This is a genomic window from Pseudomonas sp. SWRI18 (genome assembly GCF_014268345.1).
GTDB lineage: Bacteria > Pseudomonadota > Gammaproteobacteria > Pseudomonadales > Pseudomonadaceae > Aquipseudomonas > Aquipseudomonas cedrina.
This window is the reverse complement of sequence record NZ_JACCQQ010000009.1, coordinates 125,539-149,973: the sequence shown is the minus strand read 5'-3', so window position 1 is coordinate 149,973 and position 24,435 is coordinate 125,539. Positions and strand designations below refer to the sequence as shown.

Here is a 24,435-nt window from a genome sequence, read left to right as displayed (position 1 = left end):
GCTCGAGGCCGTTTCGATCAGGGACTGGCAGGGGACGGCTTCAACGCCAGCACCTTGTACGGCTCGATGCATCCACTAAGAAATCCGCTTTCGAGGATCCGCACCATGTCGATCAATGACCGGCTCACGCAGCATCTGAAACGAGGCAGCGTCGGCTTTCCGACCGCGCTGGCCAGCACCATCGGCCTGATCATGGCCAGCCCGGTGATTCTCACCGCGACCATGGGCTTCGGCATCGGCGGCAGCGCTTTCGCGGTGGCCATGCTGATTGCGGTGGTGATGATGCTGGCGCAAGCGACCACCTTCGCCGAGGCCGCCTCGATCCTGCCGACCACCGGCTCGGTCTACGACTACATCAATTGCGGCATGGGCCGGTTTTTTGCGATCACCGGGACGTTGTCGGCGTACCTGATCGTGCACGTGTTTGCCGGTACCGCCGAAACCATCCTTGCCGGGGTGATGGCGTTGGTGAATTTCGAGCACCTCAACACGCTGGCCGAATCCGCCGGAGGCTCCTGGTTGCTGGGGGGCGGGTTCATCGTGGTGTTCGGTATTCTCAATGCCTTTGGCGTCAGCGCCTTTGGCCGGGCGGAGATCGTGCTGACCTTCGGCATGTGGACCACGCTGATGGTCTTTGGCGTGATGGGCCTGATCGCGGCACCGGCGGTGCAGTTGGATGGCTGGTTCGGGGCGTCGCTGGTGGGCACCGACCTGATCACAATTCTGTCGCTGGTCGGCATGGCGATGTTCATGTTTGTCGGCTGCGAGTTCGTCACGCCGCTGGCGCCGGATCTGCGCAACTCGGCCAAGACCATGCCCAAGGCCATGATCCTGGGCTTGCTGGGCGTGGCCACGTGCATGTTCATCTATGGCGCCGCGATGAAGCGTCAGGTCGAAAACGTGCTGCTGGATGCCGCCACCGGCGTACATCTGCTCGACACCCCCATGGCAATCCCCAAGTTTGCCTACCAAGTCATGGGAGATGTCGGCCCGATGTGGCTGGGTATCGGTTTTCTGTTCGCCGGGGCGGCCACCATCAACACACTGATGGCAGGTGTTCCGAGGATTCTCTACGGCATGGCCGTGGACGGCGCGTTGCCCAAGGTCTTCACCTACCTGCACCCGCGTTTCAAGACACCGTTGCTGTGCATCCTGGTGGCGATGCTGATTCCGTGCCTGCATGCCCTGTGGTTGGGCGGCAACGCCGATAACATCCTGCACCTGGTGCTCGCTGCGGTCTGTGCGTGGAGTTTTTCCTATTTGCTGGTGACGCTGTCCGTAGTGATCCTGCGCATTCGCCGCCCGGATCTGCCACGTGCCTATCGCTCGCCGTTTTTCCCGTTGCCACAAATACTCTCCAGCATCGGCATCTTGCTGGGCATGTGGTTCATTACTCCACCCGGGATGAACCCTGCCGACATCTACGTGCCGTTCGGGATCATGCTCGCGCTCACGGCGACCTACGCGCTGTTCTGGACGCTGGTGGTACAGAAGGTCAATCCATTCAAGCCGGCGCGGGTAGAAGACGTGCTGGCCAAGGAGTTCTCCCATGAGCTTGGCAACCACCCTCACAGCACACCTTTCGAGCACGCTGCAAAAGTTGTCTGAGCTGTTCAATGCCAGCCGTGCCCCGGCCGGCTATCGGCCCGGTGTGACGCTCGAGTACCTGCGGCGCAACCTGGGCCTGGCGAGTTTCAGCGCCACGGGCGCGGCCAGTGCCGGGTTTTACCTGGACGATGCCGACCTGCACGTGAGCGTTGTCGAGCGCACCGAATCGCAGTTGCTGATGCACCTGGTCATGACCGAGTTCATGATCCTGGTGCCTGCCCTGGAGCAGGGCGGTGCGCGCCTGGACCTGCACCACAGCGGGTCGATTCGACGCACGGGCCTGGGGTGTCGCCAGCGCACTGGCGAAGCGGGCCTGCGCGCCAGGCTCATGGACGCTCTGGAGGGTGATCGGGCCTTGCACCATGCGCTGATGGTGCTGGACTTCAAGCGCTTGCGCATAGACCTGGACGGGCAGCACTGGCAGGTGCGGCTTGAGCACATGGGCGGCAGTGAAGTGGTCAACCGCATGCCGGCGTTTCGTCGCTACATTGCCCTGAGCCCCGCCCAGCGAGCAGCCTTGTTCACGGTACTGGCGGGCTTGCAGCGGGTGTTGGGCGGGTTGTGATCGGTTGGCATCATTACTGCTTCTACAGTGGGTATGACGTGCTTGTTGCGCCTATATAGATAACATGTTAACTATTGGCCAACAAAAACAAGAAGCCACTGTGGAGTTGCCATGAGCACCTATCAATCTGCGCACCCTGGATTGGACACCTGGACTCGGGATTTGCGAGCCGCCTGCGGCCATTTCGACACGGAACTGGCGTTCAACCGCTCACTGTTCATCGGTGAGGTGTCCAAGCTCGAGCGGGGCGGCCTGTCATTGGCCAGCCTGCGCACCAACGCCGGGCTGATCAAGCGCGAACGCCCCAACGCCGATCACGATATGGACCAGCATTGTTTCCTCGTCAGCCAACGCAGCGGTTATTGCCAGATCACCCAGAACAGCCAGGTTGTGCAACTGGCCCCCGGCGACATGTTGCTGATGGACTCCACCGGTTCGATCGAGATCAGCCCGTTTGGCCTGATCGAGCATGCATCCCTGTCGCTCTCGCGCAACGAAGTGTGCAAGCAACTGGGCGGCGTTTCGAAAACCTTCGGCAAGATCTCTTCGAGCAAGGCCTGTGGCCGCATGCTCCATGTGCTGATGGACCAACTGTGCAGGGAGGGGCTGGGCGACCAGGATTCGAATGAGCAGGCGCAGGCCCTGCAAGCGGCATTTGTATCCTTGCTCGGTTCTGCCTTTGAAGTGCATGACGCGCCCGGTGAGGGCATCGCCTCCCTGCAGGGCAGCAGCCTGCGCAGCTATGTGCAGAAAGTCATCGACCAGTCCCTGACCCAGCCCGGCCTGAGCCCCGTGGGCCTGGCCAGCCGTTTGAACATTTCGGTGCGCCACCTGTACCGTTTGTTCGAGGAGCAGGACGACAGCGTTTGCCGCTACATCCAGCGTGCGCGGCTCAAGCGCAGCGCGGATGATTTGACCAACCCGTTTCTCAAGAGCGAGTCGATCACCTCGATTGCCTACAAGTGGGGTTTCACCGACTCGGCCCACTTCAGCCGCTCGTTCAAGAAACAATTCGAGCTGTCGCCCAAGGAATTTCGTTCTACCCATCTGCAACAGGCGGCGGGTGCGGCGTAAGTGATCCATCGTTCCATGAAACCGCTCAGCCTGTCGGCCAGTAACATTTGCGCCGTCGCGGTCGAACACTTCGCCGATCACGGCTACGACGCCTCATCGCTCAACGAGATCGCGGTCGGGGCGGGCATGCGCAAGGCGTCGTTGTATGCGCATTTTGTCAGCAAGGACGCCTTGTTTCTGACGGTGTTCGAGATCGCCCTGGCGCACGAGCACCGCTACATCGAATGTTGCTTCGGGGACGAGGCCGGGCATGCCGGTGTACCGGGGCAGTTGCACCTTGAGCGGTTGAGCGAACGCTATGAAGCATCGGCGCACCTGCGCTTTCTGCTGCGCACGGCGTACTTTCCACCGGCGGATATCCGCAGCGTCATTACCACCGGCTTTGAGGGTTACCTGGCGCGCATTCGCCAAGACTTCCAGGGGGCCGCGCAAGCTCGGTATACGGCTGTACAAGCCCTGGAGGTGTATTGCGACGCGTACCTGGGCATTGTCGACAGCCTGCATGTGGAACTTATCTATTCGACGTCGCAGGGTTACGTCAAACGGCTTGCAGCCTTGATGCGGGTGTTCAGTGATTCACTGGCGATGCTCGAAAGGGCCGACCGGTTCAACTGATGCACTGCGGTCAAAGGTGGGAGATGGCAGGCCGGTTCTCATCAAACTTAAAATAACCTCCTGATTTTAAAGGGTTAACGTTTCGCTTTGAAATTTGAGCTTCACACAAGCAATTTCAGATGGCTACATCCCTGTGGTGAGCGGGCTTGCCCCGCGTTGGGCTGCGCAGCAGCCCCCATGAAGACGAGTGCGGTGTGTCAGATACTCCTCTGCGCCGGGTTTTTGGGGCTGCTGCGCAGCCCAACGCGGGGCAAGCCCGCTCGCCACAGAGACCTCAGTTTGATGCGCTACAGCGCCAAGTCGAAGATTTGGCGGGGTCTCCCACATCGATTCGGTTTACACCCCCAAAGACCTCACTTCACCTCTGGCAACGTCGAGCCGCCATCCACAATGATGGTCTGCCCGGTGATGTAAGTCGCCAGGTCCGACGCCAGGAACAGCATGGCCCCGGCAATATCCTCCGGCGCGCCGAGCCGGCCCAATGGCACGCGGTTGGCAATGTCGGCATTGATCTGGGCATCGCCCAGGTTGCCCATGGCCGGCGTGGCAATCATTCCCGGCTCTACACCGTTGACCCTTACCCGGTCGCCGGCCAGTTCCAGCGCTGCACTGCGGATGAACCCGTTGACCCCCGCCTTTGACGCCGCGTAATGGCTGAGCCCAGGATAAGCGACCCGTGGCCCGGTGACCGAGGAGGTGACCAACACACAGCCGCCACCTTGACGCTGAAACATCGGCAACGCGGCCTGGGTCAGCCAGAACAGCGCGCAGAGGTTGACTGCCAGCGTGCGCTCCAGCACGGCGGGGGTGATCTGCTCGAATGCAGTCAGCGGGAAATAACCGGCGTTGTGCACCAGGATATCCAGGCGCCCCCAGTCTCGTTCGATGCCCTTGATCCCGTCGAAGACCGCCGCCGCATCGGCCAGATCAAGCTCGATGGCTTCGACCTGGCACCCACGTCCTGCCAATTCGTCGGCCAACGCCTGGGCCTGCGGCCGGCGCAGGTCAACGATCATCACACGCGCGCCACGCAGCGCAAACGCTTCGACGATGGCTCGGCCGATGCCTTGCGCGCCGCCGGTGACCAGCACGCTTTTGCCGCTGAAATCGAGGTCTTCAGACATGGGGCTGCTCCATATGGGCATAGGCCAGGGTCGGCACATCGACGATGCTCGAACCGCCGTCGGCGATCAGGCTGGCACCGGTGATGATCGAGGCGTCGGGGCTGGCGAGGAAACGGCATACCTTGGCGATTTCTTCGGCGCTGGCGGGGCGTCGCAACGGTACGTCGGCGCACACGCGGGCATAGGCTTGGCGCAGCGTATCGCCGTGGAAACGCATCAAGGGCTGCATTTCCTCGTCGGCCATCGGCGTAGTGACCCAACCCGGGCACACCGTGTTCACTCGCACGCCACGTGGCCCATAGTCGCGCGCCAGTGAACGATTGAGCCCGAGCAGCGCATGCTTGGCGGTGGTGTAGCCGCACACTTCGGGCCCGGCGGCGAGCGACGCGATGGAGCCCAGCAGCACGATGCAGCCGGCGCTCTCGATCAGCAGCGGCAGGCAGGCGCGGGCGCTGTAGAACGCGCTGTCCAGGTTGCTGCGCAACGCCGCCTCCCAGGTGGCCGGGCTGGTTTGGCTGGCGCTGCCCACGCCATGCCCGCCGGCACAGGCCAACAGCACATCGAGTCGGCCGTAGCGCGCGCGAATCTGCGCAATGAAGCCTTCCCAGATGTCCGGGCTGGCTGCGTCGCCGACCAGCACCAGGCCACCGGTCTCTGCGCCGACCTGTTCCAGCGGCTCGCGACGCCGGCCGATCAGCACCAGGTTGGCGCCCTCGGCGGCGTACAGCCGCGCGCAGGCGGCACCGATGCCGGTGCCGGCACCGGTGATGACCACGGTACGTGGATCAGGCATCGGGATACTCCGTGCGGTTGAGGACCTGGCAGTAGGAGCTGACCGGAAAGTTCGACAGCGCATCGAAGGACGCACCGGCATAACCGAAGATCTTGCCGTCGCTGCGGTGCTGTTGCAGGTCGATCAGCACGAGGCCGAGGGTCGGGATGATTTTTTCGCGCCAGACGAACAGGTACAGCTGGTCGGCAATCTTGTAGTAGTGGCAGCGATCGGTGTCGCACAGGCCCTGTTCGACACCCTTGAGGCACTGCCAGGAATAGAACTGATCGTTCAGGTAGATGTGCTCGTAGACTTCGCTGGGGCTGTAGCGATACAGGTTGCGCAACCCGGTCAGCTCCTGGGTCGGCGCGTGGGGGCAATGGCCGGCCTGCCAGGGTTGATTCAGGCTGCCCTGCAGGAACTGCACTTCAACCGAGGTCAGCGCCTTGCCGGCCAGGGCGCGGCTATAAAGGCCTTGTTCGGTATGTTCGCGGCTCGGCATGCTGCCGATCACGGCGGTGAACGACGACGTGGCGGTATCCAGCACCAGGCTGATCGACCAGGCTTGCCCGGCTTCGTGCTTGATGAAGTCGATCAGGTACAGGCCCGGACGCACCGACGTGGCGCGGTACGCGGCCGAACCACTCGAGTGACCGTCGGCCGCGTTCCAGTGCAGCGTGGCGGCGTCGAAACGGTGCTCGATCTGCCAGCCGTTGGCGAAGTACAGCGTGAAGGTCTTGCCGTTGAGGTCGGCCAGGTTGGGCAGGATGAACGCTTCTGGCGCGAAACCGTCGGCGAGGGCGCCAACGGTGATCCAGTCGGATGGGGTGGTCATTGCAGGGCTCCAAGGGTTGAGTTGACAACCCGGAGCATGCGGCGGGGAAGGGCGCGCGCCTATCAACCGAATGGTTGAGCCCGCTTAAAGAAACAGCGCGGCCACCAGCTCGGTACGGCTGCTGACGCCTGCCTTGCGGAACAGGTGAATCAGGTGGGTTTTGACCGTAGGCAGGCCGACGTCCAGCTCCAGGGCCAGTTGTTTGTTGCTCGCGCCTTGGCGCAGCAACCAGGCGATCTGGCGCTCCCTGGGGGTAAACCCGGCCAACGCGTCGTCAGCGGGCTGCATATTGGCCACGGCCATTTGCAGCAACGCCTGCAAGGCATTCAGTTGCGCCAATTGGTCGGGGGTGAACACCCCTTGTTCAGCGGTGCGCAGTAACGAGATGGCGGCCTGGGGCTGGTCGGCGCGATGGGCGACGATCTCCACCACATCGACCACCCCGTAGCGAGCCAGAAAGTCGCGATAGCGGCGGCTGTCACGCAGCGGCTGCCTGGCCATGGCCAACCCCAACGGCACTACGGCCAGCCCAGTGGACAGGCAATTGCGCGGCTGCAAGGGATCGAATTGGCGGTAGTTATCCAGGTAGTCGCGGTGCATCTCGCCGCTCATGCCCTGCAGCCTGAAATCACGGGCTTGCAGCTGGCGGTCAACACAATAGAACGCCGCCAGGCTGGCGGGTACGAGACGGGTGAAAGCCTGCAGGCAATGGCCGGCGACTTCCTGAGCGGGGATGGCGTGCATGGTCGGTTACCTGCGCCGGGGAAAAAACGCTGCCGGCCCAAACCGGCAGCCAGTAGCGATCAGACTACCGCAAAATAGTGCTTCACGAAGCTGTCGCTGACCACCTCCCACAGCACCGGTGTGCCTTTGGTCACGAACCAGCTGTCGCCCGCCTTGTAGCGGGTGCTCTGGCCGGTGCTTTCGTCGGTCAGGATCACTTCGCCGGTGACCACGGTGGCCTGTTCGGCGAACGGGTAGACCATGCGGAATTTGCCTTGGGTGGTGCCGAAATAGGCGCTGCTGACCGCGTCGGTGGGGGCGCCATAGGTCATCTTGCCGAAGGCCTTGACCTCGCCTTCGAGGATCTCGGAGCCGAGGTCGGCAACGGTGCCCCAGGCGTCGAGGTCCGACAGTTGGATATCTTTGTTGAGCGTTGTAACGGGCATGGCGGTGCTCCTGTGATGGAAAGAATGGGAATCAACGGCGACCGTTGAAGTAGCCTGACAGTTGGTGGAGGCTTTTGCCGGCGGTGAGCAGCAGTGGGCGGATATGGTCCTTGCCGAGGATCTGCGCATGCTTGACCGCGCTGATCAGGTCGTAGCGCGAAGAACCTTCGCTCATGCCCTCGGCCAGGACCTTGCAGATGATGTGGCTGGGCGTCACCCCAAAACCGGCGTAGCCCTGCACATAAAAGGCGTTGGGGCGCCCACTCAGCGTGCCGATCTGCGGAAACAGGTTGGCGCCGGTCGCCATCGGCCCGCCCCAGGCCAGGTCGATCTTGACGTCCTTGAGATACGGGAAAATCTTCAGCATCAGCTGGCGGTTCCAGGCCTTGAGGTCGAGCGGGATGTGCTCGACAAACGGCGTGGCGGCACCGAACAGCAAGCGGTTTTCGTTGGTGACGCGGTAGTAGTCGATCACCGGGCGGATATCGCTGTAGGCGCCGCGTATCGGGCTGATGCGGTTGATCGTTTCGTCCGACAGCGGTTCGGTCATCAACTGGAAGGCGTAGGTATTGACGGTGGTCTTGTGCAACTCGGGTTCAAGCTTGTTGAGGAAACTGTCACAGGCCCACAGCAATTTGCTTGCCTTGACCGAGCCTCGACCGGTGCGCACAGTGATGCGCTCGCCATAGCTCACCTCCAGCGCCGGGCTGTGTTCATAGATATGCACACCGTGGCCGGCCAGCGCCTTGGCTTCGCCCAGCAGCAGGTTCAACGAGTGCACATGCCCGCCGCCCATGTGCAGCAACGCGCTGGTGTAGGCGTCGGAGCCAATGATCTGCTTGACCTCAGACCCCGCCATGAAGCGGATCTCGTCCTTGGTATTGATCGACTTGAAGTCTTTCTCCCAGGCGCGCAAGGTTTTTTCCTGGCGGGCGTTGAAGCCCATGTAGCCGTAGCCGTGGCAGAAGTCGGCGTCGATCGAGTATTTGGCGATGCGGTCCTTGATGATACCGGCGCCCAGCTCGCTGATTTCAAAGATCTGGCGCAGGCCTTCGTCGCCGACTTGTTTTTTGATCTTTTCCAGATCATGGCCGATACCCGCCATGATCTGCCCGCCGTTGCGGCCGGTACCGCCAAAGCCCAGGTAACGCGCCTCGAGTACCACGATGTTGGTGGTGCCTTTTTCAGCGAGTTCCAGCGCGGTATTGATACCGGAGAAACCGCCGCCAATCACCACCACGTCGGCTTCCACGTCCTGTTCGAGCGTCGGGAAACTGAGGTTGTATTTCTTGGTTGCCGAATAGTAGGTAGGCGTTTCGATAGTGATCATGGCGCAGCCTGGAAAAGTGAAGGAGAACTCACTGCAGAGTCGGGTTGAGGCTCTGTGCCTGTTGGGCGCTATTAAGTGCCTTCCGAGCGGTAGGTGTCTTGATTCTGTGTGCCGACGCTTTTGACCGTGGCTGCCACTGTCAGCCATCAAGCCTGCCCGGATGTAAAGCGGCATACGGCGATCAGTGGCCAATGCTAGAATGTTGTTAATCTGTTAACTAATTACGACGCCACTGCCCATGTCCAAGCCGCGCCAATCCTTGACCCTCACGTTGCTCCAGGCACGTGAAGCCGCCATGGCTTTTTTTCGTCCTTCGCTCAATCAACATGGGCTGACCGAGCAGCAATGGCGAGTCATTCGGATCCTGAGCCAGCACGAAGAGTTGGAGATCAACCGCCTGGCGGAGCTGGCGTGCATCCTCAAGCCGAGCATGACCGGCGTGCTGGTGCGTATGGAGGCGGCGGGCATGGTTGAGCGGCGTAAGGCGCAACAGGATCAACGGCGCGTGCTGGTGCGGCTGGCCGGGAAGGGGCAAGCCTGCTTCGATTCGATGAGTCAGAGCATGGAAGCCAATTACCAGCGCTTGCAGGCGGGGTTTGGCGAGGAGAAGTTGCAGACGTTGCTGACCTTGCTCAACGAGCTTAAAACCCTCAAGCGCTGAGGCGGGTGAACCGACTGCAATGCCGGTCAGATAGGCCTGTGGCGAGCGGGCTTGCCCCGCGTTGGGCTGCGCAGCAGACCCAAGACCTGACACCCTCAACTACCTGACACACCGCGGTGGCTTTACTGGGGCCGCTACGCGTCCCAACGCGGGGCAAGCCCGCTCGCCACCGGGGGCCTCCCTCTCTACAGGTCACTTTTCGTTCGCACTACCTAATAGATAGCACCGGCCGCGCTTGCAGGCGCCAGTGAACCCTTGAACGCCGCCGCCAGGCTTTGCAGCCCACGCATCAGCACCGTGGTGTCTACGCCCACCGCGACAAACGCGGCGCCCAGCTCGATGTAACGCCGCGCCAATACCGGGTCGGCGCTGAGAATGCCGGCGGCCTTGCCCGCTTTGCGGATGCGGGCGATGGCGTCTTCGATCGCCGCCTGCACCTCAGGGTGCCCCGGGTTGCCGCGAAAGCCCATCGAGGCGCTCAGGTCCGCCGGCCCGATGAACACACCGTCAATGCCGTCCACGGCCGCAATGGCGTCCAGGTTGGCCAGGCCTTCGCGGTTTTCGATCTGCACCAGCAAGCACATTTGCTCATCGGCGCGGTCGAGGTAGCCGGGGATACTGTTCCAGCGTGAAGCGCGGGCCAACGCACTGCCGACGCCGCGCACGCCGTTGGGTGGGTAGTGGATGGCTTTCACCAGTTCCTGCGCCTGCACTGCGCTTTCGACCATGGGCACCAACAGCGTCTGCGCGCCGATATCGAGCACTTGCTTGATCAGCGCGGTGTCGCCGATGACCGGGCGAATCACCGGGTGGCTGGGGTAGGGCGCCACGGCCTGGAGCTGGCCGAGCATGCCGCGCAGATCGTTGGGCGCATGTTCGCCGTCGATCAGCAACCAATCGAAGCCGGCATTGGCGGCCAGTTCCGCGCAGTAGGCATCGGCCAGCCCCAGCCACAGGCCGATCTGGGCTTCACCGCTGTGCAGGCGCTGTTTGAAGGTGTTGACAGGCATATCCATCGAGCCGTACTCCGCTTAAACAAAACGACAGGCAATCGACCCGAGCATATCGTAGTCGACATGGAAGGTATCGCCAGGGTTGGCCGCCACCGGGCGGGTAAAGGAGCCGCCCAGGATAATCTGCCCCGGTTGCAGGGTGACGTCATAGGCGGCCAGCTTATTCGCGAGCCAGGCCACGCCCTTGGCCGGGTGGTTGAGCACGGCGGCCGACACGCCGGATTCTTCGATCACACCGTTGCGGTACAGCACCGCCGGCACGTTGCGCAGGTCGATCTCGGTAGGGCGCACGGCGCGCCCGCCCATCACCACGCCGGCGTTGGCCGCGTTGTCGGAGATGGTATCGAACACCTTGCGGGTCGCCTTGGTGTGCGGGTCGACCTGTTGGATGCGCGCGTCGATGATCTCCAACGCCGGGATCACCCATTCGGTGGCGTCCAGCACATCGAACACGGTCACGTTAGGGCCTTTCAAGGGTTTGCCCAGGATGAACGCCAACTCGACCTCGACGCGCGGCACGATAAAGCGCTCGAACGGGATGTCGGTGCCTTCCTCGAAAAACATATCGTCCAGCAGCGCGCCGTAATCCGGCTCGGTGATATTGGAGGACACCTGCATGGCGCGGGAGGTCAGGCCGATCTTGTGGCCGACCAGCTTGCGCCCATCCTTGATTTTGCGGGCTACCCACGCGCGCTGGATGGCGTAGGCGTCATCGAGGGTGATCGCCGGGTGCTCCAGGGAAAACTGGCGTACCTGCTCCCGTGAGCGTTCCGCCTGGTCGAGGCGTGCGGCGGCTTGTTGGATAAGCTGTTGATCAAGCATGGCAAGGGTCTCTTAGTGAGGGTTGACGACAGTTGCCTGGGTGCGCAGCACCAGCAAGCCGCCGAGTGCAATCAGCACTGCCAGGGCGTAGAGGGCCAGGCTGGCGCTGTGGGTGGTGTCGCGCATCCAGCCTATGAGGTAGGGCGCGAAGAACGACGCAATGCTGCCGAAGGAACTGATCAAGGCAATGCCGGCGGCCTGGGTGTGGTTGGACAGGAACGCCGGGGGCAACTGCCAGAACATCGGCAACGCGGCGCTGGCGCCCATGCCGGCGATGATCAGGCCGCCCAGCACCAGGGCCGGGTTGGCAGGGGCGAGCCCGGCGATGGCGATGCCGCCGGCGGCCATCAGCAACGGCACGCACAGGTGCCAGCGGCGTTCGCGGTGCCGATCGGACGAACGCCCGCAGCCGATCATGAAAAAGCATCCGGCCAGGTACGGCACCGCACTGAGCAGGCCGACCTTGCCGTCGCTGCCGACCCCGGCGCCATGAATCAGCGTCGGCATCCAGAACGCCAGGGTATTGACCGCCAGCATCACCGCGAAATACACCGCCACCAGCAGCCACACCTGTCGGTTGCGAAGAATGGCGGAGAACGAGGTGATGGATTTGCGCTGTTCTTCGCTGTGCAGTTGCTCGCGCAGCTGTTGTTTTTGCTCAGCCGTCAGCCAGCTGACACTCTCGAAGCTGTCCGGCAGGCACTTGAGCACCACCAGCCCGAGCAGGATGACCGGCGCGCCCTCGATCACGAACATCCACTGCCAGCCGCGCAGGCCGCCCAGCGCATGAAAGTGCTCCAGGATGCCGCCGGAGAGCGGCCCGCCGATCACCCCGGCCATAGGCACCGCAATCGCAAACAAGGCGGTGATTTGCGCACGCCGACCAGCCGGGTACCAACGGTTCAGGAACACCAGGATGCCTGGGAAAAAACCCGCTTCGGCGACCCCGAGCAAAAAGCGCAACACATAGAAGCCCGTCGCGCTGTCGACCAGGAACATGCAGGTCGACAAGGCGCCCCACACCACCATCAGCGTGGCGATCCAGCGCCTGGGGCCGACGCGGTCGAGGGCCATGTTGCTGGGCACGCCGAACAGTGCGTAGGCGACGAAGAACAGGCCGGCACCGAAGCCATAGACGGTGTCGCTGAAGTTGAGGTCGGCGCTCATCTGCATCTTGGCGAAGCCTATGTTGATGCGATCGAGATGGGCGAACAGGTAACAGATCAGCAACAGCGGCATCAGCCGCCAAGTGATGGCGCTGTGGGTGCGGTCGCGGGCGACGGCAGTGGAAGTGTCGGCGGTATTGGCTGTGCTCATGGTTTTATACTTTTTGTTTGAGAGGCCGATGGAACGAACGGGCAGGGCGGGTTAATTCACCTGTGCCTTGAGGAAGGCATGCACATTGTTCTGCTTGAAATTGAGGTGTTCGTGCAGTTCGATCATTTCAAACGACAAGGCCAGCAGGCGTTGGGCTTGCAGCTCGGCAAAGTGCGCGGTGATCACCTCGAAGAGTTTTTCGGCGATTGCCTGCCGTGTCGCCAGGTCGCGGCCATGGCCGACTTTGAGGGTCATGTGCATAAAGGCGTAGTCATGCTTGCCGTCGGCCATGCGCCAGGTGTCCAGGCGCACACCGCGGCTGCGGATACCGCCCAGCGGGAACACGCCGCTGTCGCCCAGGGTGGCGTGGACTTTTTCAAACAGGCCGGGCAGGTCCGCCTGCTGTTCGATGTTGTCGGTGTACTCAGCGATAAAGTGGGGCATGAACGGCTCCTTCAGGCCGCTCGGGGATACCGGGCGGCCATGCGGTCAAACAGGGAAAATAGCGTTGATCTGCCCGGTGCCCGAGCTGCCGAAGGGTTCTGTGATGATCTGCGCAGGTTTGGCGTAATCCGGCCCGCCGAGCAAACCCAGAAGCATGGCGGTGTCGTGCATCTTGCCTTCGCCGAAGCAGTGCTCGGCGTAGTCGGGGAGCATGGCGCAGAACTCTTTCCAGCGGCCCTGGCGCCACAGTTCCACCACGTGCAGGTCGACCTGTTTGTCGAACTCGCGCGTCCAGTTATGGATATTGGCTTCGGCATTGCGATCGTCCGAGAAACGGTGCGACAACGACCCCGAGGCCAGCACCACGACTTTGCGGTCGCTTTTTTCGATGGCCCGGCGGACGGCGGCGCCGAAGGTGAAGCTGTCTTGCAGGCGATGCCAGGCGCACCAGGCGGCAATCGACACCACGTTGAATGTTTGATCCTCCGGCACGCCCATGTGCATGTAGCGCATCGGCACCAGGGTGCCGTATTCCAGCTCCAGGCTAGGGATGTTATGGGCCAGGGTGCGCACACCGGCGGCGTTGGCCTCGGCCGCAATCAGCTCGCCCAGCTCAGGGCAGCCGGGGTACTCGTACGCCATGTTCTTGATGAAATGCGGCAGCTCGTTGCTGGTATAGATACCCTTGAAGTGCTCGCCGCTGTTGACGTGGTAGGCGCTGTTGACCAGCCAGTGCACGTCGAACACCACCGCGGTGTCGGCGCCCAGTTCGCGCGCGCGCCGGCCGATTTCCTTGTGGCCGGCAATCGCCGCCTCACGGCAGCCGTGGTGTTTGCCGGGCAGCTCCGACAAATACATCGAGGGAACGTGGCAGATTTTCGCGGCCAGGACGACTTCGCCCATGATGATTCTCCTGATTGATTATTCTTGTTTGAGCGGCTTCGGGTGATGAGGCAGCAAGCTCCCTCACACAGGTCAGACGCCCCAGCGTGGAATGTGATGACTGCCCATCGAAATACACACGTTCTTGATCTCGGCGAACACCTCGAAGCTGTATTGGCCGCCTTCACGGCCGGTGCCGGAACCTTTCACCCCGCCGAACGGCTGGCGCAGGTCGCGCACGTTCTGACTGTTGATGAACACCATGCCGGCTTCGATGCCATAGGCCAGACGATGCGCCTTGCCGATGTCCTGGGTCCAGATGTAGGACGCCAGGCCGTACTCGGTGTCGTTGGCCAGTTGCAGGGCTTGCGCTTCGTCCTTGAACGGAATCAGGCACACCACCGGGCCAAAGATTTCTTCCTGGGCGATGCGCATGTTGTTGTTCACATCGGCGAATACCGTCGGCTGAATGAACTGCCCTTTGCTCAAGTGCGCCGCCAGGTTGGCCGGGCGCTCCAGGCCGCCGGCCAGAAGCGTGGCGCCTTCTTCGAGGCCGATCCTGATGTAGCCGGTGACCTTGTCGTAGTGCGCCTGGGTGATCATCGAGCCGACCTGGGTCTTCGGGTCTTGCGGGTCGCCGACGATCAGGCGTTTGGCGCGCGCGGCAAACTCCGCCACGAATTGCGGGTAAACGCTTTCCTGGATAAAGATCCGGCTGCCGGCGGTGCAACGTTCGCCGTTGAGCGAGAAAATCGTGAACAGTGCCGCGTCCAGCGCACGTTCCAGGTCGGCGTCTTCGAAGATCAGCACCGGCGACTTGCCGCCCAGTTCCATGGAGTACTTTTTCAGGCCGGCGGTCTGCATGATCTTTTTGCCGGTGGCCGTGCCGCCGGTGAAGGAAATTGCCCGCACGTCGGGGTGGCGCACCAACGCATCGCCCGCCGTGGCGCCGTAACCCTGGATCACGTTCAACACGCCGTTGGGGAGGCCGGCTTCGACGGCCAGGCGCCCCAGTTCGTTGGCGGTCAGCGGCGACAGCTCGGACATCTTCAGCACGGCGGTGTTGCCCAGCGCCAGGCACGGCGCGGTCTTCCAGGTGGCCGTCATGAACGGCACGTTCCATGGCGAGACCAGCGCGCACACCCCCACCGGCTGGTACAAGGTGTAGTTGAGCATCTGGTCATCGACCGGGTAACTGTGCCCGTCCATGCGCGTGCAGACTTCGGCGAAGAAATCGAAGTTGTGCGATGCGCGCGGGATCAATACGTTTTTGGTCTGGTGAATCGGCAGGCCGGTGTCGAGGGTTTCCAGTTCGGCCAGGCGCGGCACGTTCTGTTCGATCAGTTCACCGAGCTTGCGCATCAGGCGCGCACGTTCCTTGGCGGGTGTGCCGGCCCACTTCGGAAAGGCTTCCCTGGCCGCCGCCACGGCCTGCGCCACTTCGTCGGCACCGCCGCTGGCGACTTCGCCGATAGCTTCGCCGGTGGCCGGGTTGTAGTTGACGAACACGTCTTTGCTTTCGACCTCACGGCCGTTGATCCAATGTTTGATCATGCTGCTCAAGCCTCTTTACGGGCGTTGAAGAACGCCGTTTCGCTGACAATCCGATTGACCAGGCGACCGACACCTTCGACTTCCACCACCACTTCATCGCCGGGCACCACATCGGCCAGGCCCTCGGGCGTGCCGGTGGCGATCATGTCGCCGGGCTGCAGGGTCATGAAGCCGGACAGGTATTCGATCAGGTAGGGAATGTCGAAAATCATGTCGCGGGTGCTGCCTTCCTGGCGCAGTTCACCGTTGATCCAGGTGCGCAGCTTCAGGTTGCTCGGGTCCGGCACATCGGCCACATCAACGATCCATGGGCCGACCGGCGTGGTGGCGTCGCGGTTTTTCACGCGCAGATTGGGCCGATAGTAGTTTTCCAAGTAGTCACGAATCGCATAGTCGTTGCACACCGTGTAACCCGCCACATAATCCAGGGCGTCTTCGCGCTTGACGTTGCGCGCCGCTTTGCCGATGACGGCCACCAGTTCGCACTCGTAGTGCATGTAGGCGACGTTATCCGGACGCCAGGTCACCTGGTTGTGGCCGGTGTAGGTACCTGGGGATTTGATGAACGCCAGCGGCTCGGTGGGCGGTTTGAACGCCAGTTCGGCGGCGTGGTCGGCGTAGTTCAGGCCCAGGGCGAACATGCTGCCGGTGGCCGGTGGCAGCCATTGCACCTGTTCTTCGGCCAGCAGGCGGCCGTCAGCCAGGCGCACGGCGTTGTTGTCTTCGACTTGAACGCGGTGAATTTCGCCTTCAAAGCGGATACGGGCGTGTTTCATGAGTGCTCCTGCGGCTGGGCCACGATGTGATTGACGAGACGCCCCAGCCCGCTGATTTCAACGGCGACGCTGTCACCCGGCAGCACATCCACGCGACCTTCAGGGGTGCCGGTGATCAGTACATCGCCTGCGTGCAGGGTCATGAACTCGCTGATTTCGGCGATCAACAACGCAATGTTGCGCACGAAGTTAGCGGTGCCGTTTTGCTGGCGAACCTCGCCGTTGACGTACAGCGTGATCGCCAGGCTGTGCGGGTCCTTGATCTGTGCAGTAGGGATCAGCTCAGGCCCGACGGCACAGAAACCGTCACGGCATTTGGCTTTGACGGCAGGGCGGTAGTAGCTGTCTTCCGGCAGGCTGAATTCATTGACGATGGTGTAGCCGGCCACGTAATCGAGGGCTTCGGCCGCGCTCACACGGCTGGCGCTCTTGCCCATCACCACGCCCAGGGCCGGGCCGGGTTGCAAGCGTTCGCCCGGGCCTGGGTGCACAACCTCGGCACCGTGCTGATTGCGGGTATTGGGCGTCTTGATAAACAGCACCGGTTTGACCGGCGGCTTTTGATACGGCGGCTGTTCGAATTCGGCGAGGCGCTGCTTGAGCAGCCCCTGGTAGTTCAGTGCGACACCGAACAGAGTGCCGGTCGCGACGTCATGCAAGGCACGGCTCATGCTTTCTCCTGGCAGAGCCATGGGGCGGCTCCGAATATTGTTAATGTGTTAACAGTTATAATTAAGATGTTAACTATCGTCAAGGGTGGCACACTCATCTCGCGATGGTTGCGCCGCGCGATTCGGTGCAGGATGAGCACCACCGCAATCACAAAAAAAACGAGCAGCGTGCGATGACCGACCGTCAACCCATCCCGAACATCAACATCGGCCAGGTCTATGACCAGCGCTACAGCGACGCGCAGGTGCATTACGACCGGCTGGCCAACCTGGCGGGTTTCTTCGGACGCAACATGCCGGTGCACCGGCATGACCGGTTCTTCCAGGTGCATTACGTCAAAAGCGGCGCAGTGCGGGTGTACCTGGACGACCAGCAGTACGTCGAGTCGGGGCCGATGTTCTTCCTTACGCCGCCCACCGTGCCGCATGCCTTCGTGACCGAGGCCGACAGTGACGGACACGTGTTGACGGTGCGTCAGCAACTGGTCTGGCAATTGATCGAGACCGACCCCAGCCTGGCACCGGCCGGCGCGCAGCTGCCGGCGGCGTGTGTCGCGCTGGCGCATTTGGGGCCGCACAACGCGGATGAAATACGCCGGCTGGATTTTCTGTTCGACGAATTGAGCGAAGAGGTGGACGCCAAGCGCCCAGGGCATGGCGCCGCCCTGGACAGCTTGACGCGCTTGATCATGGTGAGCCTGTTGCGGCTGTGCTCCCACTCGTTGAAGGCTACGCCGGCGCGGCACGAAGACTTGAAGATTTTCCACCGTTTCAACGAACTGATCGAAGCGCACTACCTGCAGCACTGGCCGTTGTCGCGGTATGCGCAAGGCATCGGCGTGACGCAGGCGCGACTCAACGATGTGTGCCGACGCATCGCCGACCTGCCGTCCAAGCGCCTGATCCTGGAGCGCCTGATGCAGGAGGCCAAGCGCCTGTTGTTGTTCACGGGTGGCTCCGCCAACGAAATCTGCTACCAGCTCGGGTTCAAGGACCCGGCCTATTTCAGCCGTTTTTTCCAGCGCTACGCACAGCTCACTCCAGGGGAGTATCGCCAACGGCAATTGGGTTTGCGTTGAGCCAGGCATGGGGGATTTCGCCTTGATCTTGTAAGGGCCAGCATGACCGGCCCGGCAGGCCGGCAGAATGGCTTTTACGCGGAACCGATTGCACTTTTCACAGGCTTGCGCGCGCTGGCCGGCGACACTAAGCTGCCGACTCGCTCATCCACGTGGTGCCGATATGGCTAACCCCCGACCTTCGTTGACCCTGACCTTGCTGCAAGCCCGTGAAGCGGCCATGGCGTTTTTCCGTCCTGCGCTGAACCAGCATGAACTGACCGAACAGCAGTGGCGGGTGATTCGCATACTGCGCCAGCAGGGAGAGCTGGAAAGCCATCAACTTGCCCAGCAGGCGTGCATTCTGAAGCCGAGCATGACGGGTGTATTGAACCGCCTGGAGCGCGATGGACTGGTGCGCCGGCAGAAGTCCAGCCAGGATCAGCGACGGGTGTTCGTCGGCCTCACCGAGCGCGGCCAGCAGTGCTTCGTGTCGATGAGTGAAGGCATGGAAAGCAACTACCGCAAGATCGAGGAACAGTTTGGCGCGCAAAAAATGGAGCAACTGCTGGGCCTGCTCAACGAGCTGAAGAATATAAAGCCTTGATGCGAAAAAATTAGTTAATAGGTGAACGTGTTCATCTGTAGACGGTGTGTGATCGCCCGCTCCACTATCCATTTTCGGCACACATTCACGACCCACCCTGAATTCGGAATGAAACTTGCGTTGTAGCTGACCTGTAAGCCTTGCAACTGAAAAAGGTCGGGTCATGAACAACAATAATCAGCTGATACCTGCGGTCTCCAAGCGCGTGCAGTCGACGTCGCCCCTCCAGCGTTTCCTGACGAGTGATATCGATGAGCACGCGCGCAACATGCGCGGCTGGCAGGTCCGCTACGATCAGTTATCGCCGGGCGTCTTTGAAGGCGAGTTGATCGAGTTCCGTTCGGACTGGATGCAACTGGCCCGCGACCGCTCTAATCAAGCCATGATCAAGAGCGGAGCGGCCTGGGACGGCGCAATTACCTTCAGCTTGCCGTTGAGTGCGCAAGGCCCGGTGTACTGCGCGGGGCATCCGATTCACGAGCCCAGCCTGTTGGTCGCCCACGGGCACAACCTGCCTGAGCTGCACACGCCCCAGCACCTTGACCTGCTCAGCGTGGCGATTGACGAGCGTGTGCTGGAGCATGTGCTGGAACGTCAGGGCAGCGCTTTTCGAATTACCGATCTTCCCAAGTGTTACCGCTTGGGCGACTCGTCCGTGCAACATGAACTCGCGGCATTATTCGATGAACTGTCGCGCTGCGACCAGGGACGGGATGCGTTGCTCGGGCACGACTCGATCCGCCGCGGCATACGCGATACGGTGATGCTGCACATCCTGGAATTGATCGCGCCGGATCAAGCGCCACCGCTCAACCCCACCGCGCGTAAAAGGATGGTCGACCGCGCCCGCGAATATGCGCTGGGCCACCTTGACGAGCCTTTGTCGATCCTCGACCTGTGCAACCACATCGGCGCCAGTCGGCGCAAACTCCAGTACTGTTTCCAGGAAACCCTGGGGATCAATCCGGTGGCCTACCTGCGTGCATTGCGCCTCAATGCGGTGCGTCGTGAACTGCGTACGAGCACGCAGTCCCAGGGCGTACAGGAAGTGGCGGCACGCTGGGGGTTCTGGCATTTGAGCCGGTTCTCGGGCGATTACCGCACCATGTTTGGCGAAAGCCCTTCGCAGACCCTGCGGCGTACTCAACTCTGCTGAAAACGGATAACCCGCTCACGAGGCTGCTCCATAGGATGGCCCACACCACTTGATGGGAGGGGCATTCGATGATTCATAACAATAATGCAAACGCCGCACGCATGACGCTGTTCACCCTGGGGCTGCTCGGCTGCTGCGCCGGCGCCCAGGCCACCGAGAACGGTGCGCCGACCACCGCCGTCGGGGTCTACGATTTCGGCGCGGGGATGATGCCGCCGGCCACACCGTTCGGCACACTGGGGCTGCGAACGGCATTTTATTCGGCCAACGTGCAGAAGGACCGCCACGGGCGCACCGTCGACAACCACTTCTCGCTGGATGTGTTGTCTATCGGCGTCGCCTATATGCGCATGACGGATCACACCGTGCTGGGCGCCCAGTATGGTTTCGGCGCGGTGGTGCCGTTTTTCAAGATGGACGCTTCCGTCAAGGTGCCGACGCCGGTCGGGCCGCTGAGCCTGGAGGCCGATCCATTCCGAATGGCCGACGTGCAGTTGCTGCCGGTGATCCTGCAGTGGAACCTGTCGCCGAATCTGTTCATCAATACGCAATTGCAGATCCAGATGCCCACCGGTGACTATGACAAGAATCGCCTGATTTCGCCGGGGCTCAATCACTGGACGTTCTCGCCGATCGTCAACGCCACCTACATCACCGACAGTGGCTTGGAGGTGTCTTCAAGCTTTGAAGTCGACGTCAATACCCGCAACCCCGCGACCGACTACAAAAGCGGCGTCGAGTACCGCCATGAATTCGCCGTGGGCCAGCATGTGGGGCCATGGACCCTGGGCCTGGGCGGTTATTACTACCGCCAGTTCAGCGACGACGACGCGCCGGGGTTGCAGTCCGGCAATCGCGCACGGGTTTTGGCCGTCGGGCCGGCGGTGAGTTACTTCAAGCCCGGCCTGCCACCCATCTGGCTGCATGCCTACAAGGAAACCGACGCCCGCAACCGCGCCGAGGGTTACACCGTGGCGCTGCGCATTTCTCATAGTTTCTAAGGGGCTGACCATGAACCCATTACGTTCTGATTCCGTACACCCTCGCCAAGCCACCGGGCGCCGTGAAGGGCTGGTGCTGATGCTGGGCAGCAGCCTGACCATCATGGGGGCGGTCATGGTTGCACCGGTCCTGCCCAAGCTTGGCGCCGAGTTCGGCCCGCTGGACGCGCACGCCGACTTGCTGGTGCCGCTGGTGGTCACCGGGCCGGCACTGGCGATTGCGGTGTGCGCGCCGTTGGCCGGGTGGTTGGCCGACCGGGTCGGGCGCAAGGCCTTGCTGATCATCGCGACCCTGCTGTATGCCGTACTCGGCGCGCTGCCGGCAGTGCTGGATAACTTGTCGACCATCGTCGGCGTACGCCTGTTGTTCGGCTGCGCCGAAGCCGCGGTCATGACCTGCTGCGCCGCGCTGATCGCCGACTATTGGCACGGCGAGGAACGCATGCGCTACATCAATCGGCAAGTGGTGACCATCGGCCTGGTGGGCGCGCTGTTCTTCGTGGTGGGCGGGGCGCTGGGTGAGCATTCCTGGCGCCAGCCGTTTCTGCTGTACCTGCTGCCATTGCTGCTGGTGCCGGTGATGATGAAAGTGCTGTGGGAACCTGCAGCCAGCCGGCAGCCAATCGACGTGCCGGACGAGGGGCGGGTGGCGGTCCTGCCCCTGGTGCTTGGTTACCTGCTGATTCTCAGCGGTATGGTCCTGACGTTTGTCGTGCCGATCCAGGCGCCGGTTCTGCTGGTCGGCCTGGGCGTGACGTCCAGCACCATGATCGGGCTGTCGGCGGGCCTGAGCCTGCTGTCGACCCTGGGCGGTTCGTTGGCCTGGCCGCTGCTGCGCCGTCGCATCGGTATCCCCGGTTGCAATGCAGTGTTGCTGACGTTGATGGGCCTGGGGCTGTGGCTGCTGATGCGCGGGCAAAGCTACAACGCGCTACTGCTGGCCATATTGATTCACGGCTTGGGCGCCGGGCTGCTGGTGCCCAACGCGATGGCGCCGGTCATGAATGCCCTGAGCGCCAGCACCCGTGGGCGCGGCCTGGGCGGCTTCACCGCTTGCCTGTATGTCGGGCAATTTGTCAGCCCACTGGTGGTGGCGCTGTTCACTGTCTACTCGGGCGACCTGCGCGTTTCCATCCAGTGGCTGGCGTTCGCCAGTGTGGTTTCGGCCCTGGCCTGGGTGCTGGCCGGCCTGCAAGCGCGGCGCAAGGCGGTTAACCGCACGTTGGGCTCAACTCATTCGTAATCAAGAGGACATGCACATGGACATCCATAACCTGCTGGACACCGAGGACGCCACGGGATTGGCCGAGTGGCTCCGGCGCGGCGCCATACAGCCCGGCGAACTGCTGGAGGCGGTGATCGATCGAATCGAGCGGGTCGAACCGCAGCTCAACGCGGTAGCCGAGCGCCTGTACGATTCGGCACGTGAAACCGCACGCACGGCACGACCCGGTGAAGGGGTGTTTGCCGGGGTGCCGACCTTGATCAAGGACCTGTTTTCGCCGGTCAACGGCGCGGCCATGACCAATGGTTCCCTGGCGCAGGGAAGCGTTCGCGCCGACTTCGACGCGGAACTGGTGACGCGTTTGCGCCGTGCCGGTTGTGTGATTGTCGGCACCAGTACCTCGCCGGAATTTGGCACTTCGTACTCCACCGAATCAAGTCGCTTTGGCGCCACGCGCAACCCATGGAACACCAAGCACAGCGCCGGCGGTTCCAGCGGCGGCGCGGCGGCCCTGGTGGCGGCGCGTGTCGTGCCTTTCGCCCATGGCAACGATGGCGGCGGTTCCTTACGCGTGCCGGCGTCCTGCTGTGGCGTGTTCGGTTTAAAACCCAGCCGTGGGCTGCTGCCTTCCGGACCGATGATCGGCGAGGGCTGGGCCGGGATGGGCACGCCCCATGCCATTACCTTGTCGGTACGCGATAGCGCCGCGCTGCTGGATGCCACCGCGGGGATCGACCTGGGCGCACCGTATGCCGCGCCCACGCAGATGCAGCCCTATGTCGCGGCGCTGCAGCGTGACCCTCGGCCCCTGCGTATCGCGTTGGTTGAACAACTCGGGCCTTGGCCGACCTCCCGCGCGAGCGTCGACGCTGTTCGCCAGGCCGCCATGTTATGCCAATCCCTGGGCCACCACGTTGAGCCGGTCAGCTTGCCCGTTGCGCTGCCGGAATTTCTCGACCAGGTTTTCACGATCATCGGTGCAAGTACCCGCCACTATGTCGACGTGCTGGGCCAGATGCGCGGTTTCGCGGTGCAGCCTGAGGAACTGGAAGCCCGAACCCGGATTATCTTGCGCAGCAAGGGCGATGTAACGGGTGCTCAGTACGCCGGTGCGGTGGAGTGGATTCATGCCTTGGGTCGGCAGTTGGCGGTGTTCATGCAGGATTACGACCTTATCCTCACGCCAACCCTGGCACGCGAGCCGGTGCCCATCGGTGAGCTGGACCTGCAAGACGATAGCGTGAGCCTGGAAGAGCTGATTGAACGGTTCCACAGCTACTCACCGTTTACGGCACTGTTCAATGCCAGCGGGCAACCGGCGATGTCGGTGCCGTTGTTCTGGAGCGCTGCCGGCTTGCCGATGGGGGCACACTTCGCCGGTCGCTTTGGCGAAGAAAGCACCTTGTTAGCACTCGCCGCCCAGCTGGAGCGCGCCCAACCCTGGCGCGGGCGTGTGCCGCCGGTGAATGCCTGCGGGGTGTGAGTCTGGTTGGTGTAAGCGGTAGCGCCGTATGGGGCGTCAAGGCGTTTGTGCCCGCCCGCTCGCACCGGATGGCCGCGTGATCACGAACGGGGATCAGCGGCCTATCCATTTACAACATGCGGCGCAATACATTGTTGCGAGGGTCGCGGTCGAAGAACCGGTGCTTGAGCGCGCCCGCGATATGCAGCACGATCAACACCAATAAGGTATAGGCCAGCACTTTGTGCAGCCCTTGGAACACGACGAACCAATCGTCATTCTTCGCCAGCAGCTCCGGCAGGTTCACACCGAAAAAGAACACACCGTCGCTCATGGTGTAGGTGCTTGACATCGAGTATCCCATCAACGGGACGGCCACGATCAGCACGTACATGGAGCGTTGTACAAAACGTGAGAGGAAACGCTCATGCGCCGCCAGTGTTTGCGGTGGCTGCGGAAGGGTGGGGGTGCGAACACGCAGGGCGATCTGCGCCAGCACCAGCAGAAACGCCAGCACCCCGAACGATTTGTGCCACGGATAATAGAGTGTGTATTTACCCACCACTTCATCATCAAGCCCGGTCATGTGCCAGCCGGCCCAGAGCAGGCCGGCGATAACCACGGCGCGCACCCAATGCAGGATGCGCAGGGACACGGGATACCGATCAATTGTCGCTTGTTTTTGGGTGTTCAT

The 24,435-nt window shown here is 62.3% G+C and carries 26 protein-coding genes; 11 read left to right on the top strand and 15 right to left on the bottom strand.

The window, feature by feature from the left end; translation table 11 throughout:
- The first annotated feature begins 105 nt into the window (after nucleotides 1–105).
- The 4 genes from H0Z09_RS12735 to H0Z09_RS12720 all read left to right on the top strand — a co-directional run bounded on the left by H0Z09_RS12735 (nucleotide 106) and on the right by H0Z09_RS12720 (nucleotide 3,862).
- Nucleotides 106–1,608, top strand: coding sequence for an APC family permease (locus tag H0Z09_RS12735; protein WP_186690932.1), 1,503 nt, complete (start codon nucleotides 106–108; stop codon nucleotides 1,606–1,608).
- Nucleotides 1,550–2,173 (top strand): DUF3156 family protein, encoded by a 624-nt coding sequence (locus tag H0Z09_RS12730; protein ID WP_186690931.1) that lies wholly within the window; start codon nucleotides 1,550–1,552, stop codon nucleotides 2,171–2,173. The genes H0Z09_RS12735 and H0Z09_RS12730 overlap by 59 nt, the downstream gene beginning before the upstream one ends.
- A 111-nt stretch (nucleotides 2,174–2,284) precedes the next feature.
- A complete protein-coding gene (gene feaR, locus H0Z09_RS12725) occupies nucleotides 2,285–3,247 on the top strand; it encodes a transcriptional regulator FeaR (RefSeq protein ID WP_186690930.1) in 963 nt (320 codons plus the stop codon).
- Between the two features lie 15 nt (nucleotides 3,248–3,262).
- Nucleotides 3,263–3,862: a TetR/AcrR family transcriptional regulator gene (locus tag H0Z09_RS12720; protein ID WP_186690929.1), complete on the top strand. Its 600-nt coding sequence runs from the start codon at nucleotides 3,263–3,265 to the stop codon at nucleotides 3,860–3,862.
- Nucleotides 3,863–4,215: 353 nt separating this feature from the next.
- On the opposite strand, the gene H0Z09_RS12715 is transcribed toward H0Z09_RS12720, so the two are convergent.
- The 6 genes from H0Z09_RS12715 to H0Z09_RS12690 form a co-directional block, all read right to left on the bottom strand.
- Nucleotides 4,216–4,986 carry an SDR family oxidoreductase gene (locus H0Z09_RS12715; protein ID WP_186690928.1) on the bottom strand — a complete coding sequence of 257 codons (771 nt, stop codon included), beginning with the start codon at nucleotides 4,984–4,986 and terminating at the stop codon, nucleotides 4,216–4,218.
- On the bottom strand, nucleotides 4,979–5,779 hold the full coding sequence (locus H0Z09_RS12710; RefSeq protein ID WP_186690927.1) for an SDR family oxidoreductase: 801 nt from the start codon (nucleotides 5,777–5,779) through the stop codon (nucleotides 4,979–4,981). The genes H0Z09_RS12715 and H0Z09_RS12710 overlap by 8 nt, the downstream gene beginning before the upstream one ends.
- Nucleotides 5,772–6,593 carry a molybdenum cofactor biosynthesis F family protein gene (locus tag H0Z09_RS12705; protein WP_186690926.1) on the bottom strand — a complete coding sequence of 274 codons (822 nt, stop codon included), beginning with the start codon at nucleotides 6,591–6,593 and terminating at the stop codon, nucleotides 5,772–5,774. The genes H0Z09_RS12710 and H0Z09_RS12705 overlap by 8 nt, the downstream gene beginning before the upstream one ends.
- Before the next feature lie 84 nt (nucleotides 6,594–6,677).
- Nucleotides 6,678–7,337 (bottom strand): LuxR C-terminal-related transcriptional regulator, encoded by a 660-nt coding sequence (locus H0Z09_RS12700; RefSeq protein WP_186690925.1) that lies wholly within the window; start codon nucleotides 7,335–7,337, stop codon nucleotides 6,678–6,680.
- A 59-nt stretch (nucleotides 7,338–7,396) separates the two neighbouring features.
- Nucleotides 7,397–7,762: a cupin domain-containing protein gene (locus H0Z09_RS12695; protein WP_186690924.1), complete on the bottom strand. Its 366-nt coding sequence runs from the start codon at nucleotides 7,760–7,762 to the stop codon at nucleotides 7,397–7,399.
- A gap of 31 nt (nucleotides 7,763–7,793) precedes the next feature.
- A complete protein-coding gene (locus tag H0Z09_RS12690) occupies nucleotides 7,794–9,092 on the bottom strand; it encodes an FAD-binding oxidoreductase (protein WP_186690923.1) in 1,299 nt (432 codons plus the stop codon).
- A 238-nt stretch (nucleotides 9,093–9,330) separates the two neighbouring features.
- Between H0Z09_RS12690 and hpaR (H0Z09_RS12685) the strand changes: the two genes are divergently transcribed.
- The gene (gene hpaR / locus H0Z09_RS12685) at nucleotides 9,331–9,753 is read left to right on the top strand and encodes a homoprotocatechuate degradation operon regulator HpaR (protein ID WP_186690922.1); all 423 of its coding nucleotides are present in this window, start codon (nucleotides 9,331–9,333) and stop codon (nucleotides 9,751–9,753) included.
- A 212-nt stretch (nucleotides 9,754–9,965) separates the two neighbouring features.
- Here hpaR (H0Z09_RS12685) and hpaI read toward each other — a convergent pair whose 3' ends face one another.
- The 8 genes from hpaI to H0Z09_RS12645 form a co-directional block, all read right to left on the bottom strand.
- Nucleotides 9,966–10,769: a 4-hydroxy-2-oxoheptanedioate aldolase gene (gene hpaI / locus H0Z09_RS12680; RefSeq protein ID WP_186690921.1), complete on the bottom strand. Its 804-nt coding sequence runs from the start codon at nucleotides 10,767–10,769 to the stop codon at nucleotides 9,966–9,968.
- Between the two features lie 15 nt (nucleotides 10,770–10,784).
- Entirely contained in the window at nucleotides 10,785–11,588 is an 804-nt protein-coding gene (gene hpaH / locus H0Z09_RS12675; RefSeq protein WP_186690920.1) for a 2-oxo-hept-4-ene-1,7-dioate hydratase, read from the bottom strand.
- A 12-nt stretch (nucleotides 11,589–11,600) separates the two neighbouring features.
- A complete protein-coding gene (locus H0Z09_RS12670; RefSeq protein ID WP_186690919.1) occupies nucleotides 11,601–12,905 on the bottom strand; it encodes an MFS transporter in 1,305 nt (434 codons plus the stop codon).
- Nucleotides 12,906–12,956: 51 nt separating this feature from the next.
- The gene (locus H0Z09_RS12665) at nucleotides 12,957–13,349 is read right to left on the bottom strand and encodes a 5-carboxymethyl-2-hydroxymuconate Delta-isomerase (protein ID WP_186690918.1); all 393 of its coding nucleotides are present in this window, start codon (nucleotides 13,347–13,349) and stop codon (nucleotides 12,957–12,959) included.
- Nucleotides 13,350–13,394: 45 nt separating this feature from the next.
- Complete coding sequence (gene hpaD / locus H0Z09_RS12660; protein WP_186690917.1) at nucleotides 13,395–14,252, bottom strand: 3,4-dihydroxyphenylacetate 2,3-dioxygenase; 858 nt, start codon at nucleotides 14,250–14,252, stop codon at nucleotides 13,395–13,397.
- Nucleotides 14,253–14,324: 72 nt separating this feature from the next.
- On the bottom strand, nucleotides 14,325–15,785 hold the full coding sequence (gene hpaE, locus H0Z09_RS12655) for a 5-carboxymethyl-2-hydroxymuconate semialdehyde dehydrogenase (RefSeq protein ID WP_186690916.1): 1,461 nt from the start codon (nucleotides 15,783–15,785) through the stop codon (nucleotides 14,325–14,327).
- A gap of 5 nt (nucleotides 15,786–15,790) precedes the next feature.
- On the bottom strand, nucleotides 15,791–16,561 hold the full coding sequence (locus tag H0Z09_RS12650) for a fumarylacetoacetate hydrolase family protein (RefSeq protein WP_186690915.1): 771 nt from the start codon (nucleotides 16,559–16,561) through the stop codon (nucleotides 15,791–15,793).
- Nucleotides 16,558–17,232: a fumarylacetoacetate hydrolase family protein gene (locus tag H0Z09_RS12645; protein ID WP_186690914.1), complete on the bottom strand. Its 675-nt coding sequence runs from the start codon at nucleotides 17,230–17,232 to the stop codon at nucleotides 16,558–16,560. The genes H0Z09_RS12650 and H0Z09_RS12645 overlap by 4 nt, the downstream gene beginning before the upstream one ends.
- A gap of 173 nt (nucleotides 17,233–17,405) precedes the next feature.
- Here H0Z09_RS12645 and hpaA point away from each other — a divergent pair, with 173 nt between their 5' ends.
- The 6 genes from hpaA (at nucleotide 17,406) to H0Z09_RS12615 (ending at nucleotide 23,762) form a co-directional block, all read left to right on the top strand.
- Entirely contained in the window at nucleotides 17,406–18,311 is a 906-nt protein-coding gene (gene hpaA / locus H0Z09_RS12640; protein ID WP_186690913.1) for a 4-hydroxyphenylacetate catabolism regulatory protein HpaA, read from the top strand.
- A 163-nt stretch (nucleotides 18,312–18,474) separates the two neighbouring features.
- On the top strand, nucleotides 18,475–18,897 hold the full coding sequence (hpaR, locus tag H0Z09_RS12635) for a homoprotocatechuate degradation operon regulator HpaR (protein WP_057722527.1): 423 nt from the start codon (nucleotides 18,475–18,477) through the stop codon (nucleotides 18,895–18,897).
- A 163-nt stretch (nucleotides 18,898–19,060) separates the two neighbouring features.
- Nucleotides 19,061–20,053 (top strand): helix-turn-helix domain-containing protein, encoded by a 993-nt coding sequence (locus H0Z09_RS12630; RefSeq protein ID WP_186690912.1) that lies wholly within the window; start codon nucleotides 19,061–19,063, stop codon nucleotides 20,051–20,053.
- A 68-nt stretch (nucleotides 20,054–20,121) separates the two neighbouring features.
- Nucleotides 20,122–21,054 (top strand): transporter, encoded by a 933-nt coding sequence (locus H0Z09_RS12625; RefSeq protein WP_076954021.1) that lies wholly within the window; start codon nucleotides 20,122–20,124, stop codon nucleotides 21,052–21,054.
- A gap of 10 nt (nucleotides 21,055–21,064) precedes the next feature.
- Nucleotides 21,065–22,297, top strand: a complete 1,233-nt coding sequence (locus H0Z09_RS12620) for an MFS transporter (protein WP_186690911.1) — start codon at nucleotides 21,065–21,067, stop codon at nucleotides 22,295–22,297.
- 10 nt (nucleotides 22,298–22,307) lie between these two features.
- Nucleotides 22,308–23,762, top strand: a complete 1,455-nt coding sequence (locus H0Z09_RS12615) for an amidase family protein (RefSeq protein WP_186690910.1) — start codon at nucleotides 22,308–22,310, stop codon at nucleotides 23,760–23,762.
- A gap of 109 nt (nucleotides 23,763–23,871) precedes the next feature.
- Here the strand turns inward: H0Z09_RS12615 and H0Z09_RS12610 are convergent, their stop codons facing one another.
- Nucleotides 23,872–24,435: a cytochrome b gene (locus H0Z09_RS12610; RefSeq protein WP_186690978.1), complete on the bottom strand. Its 564-nt coding sequence runs from the start codon at nucleotides 24,433–24,435 to the stop codon at nucleotides 23,872–23,874.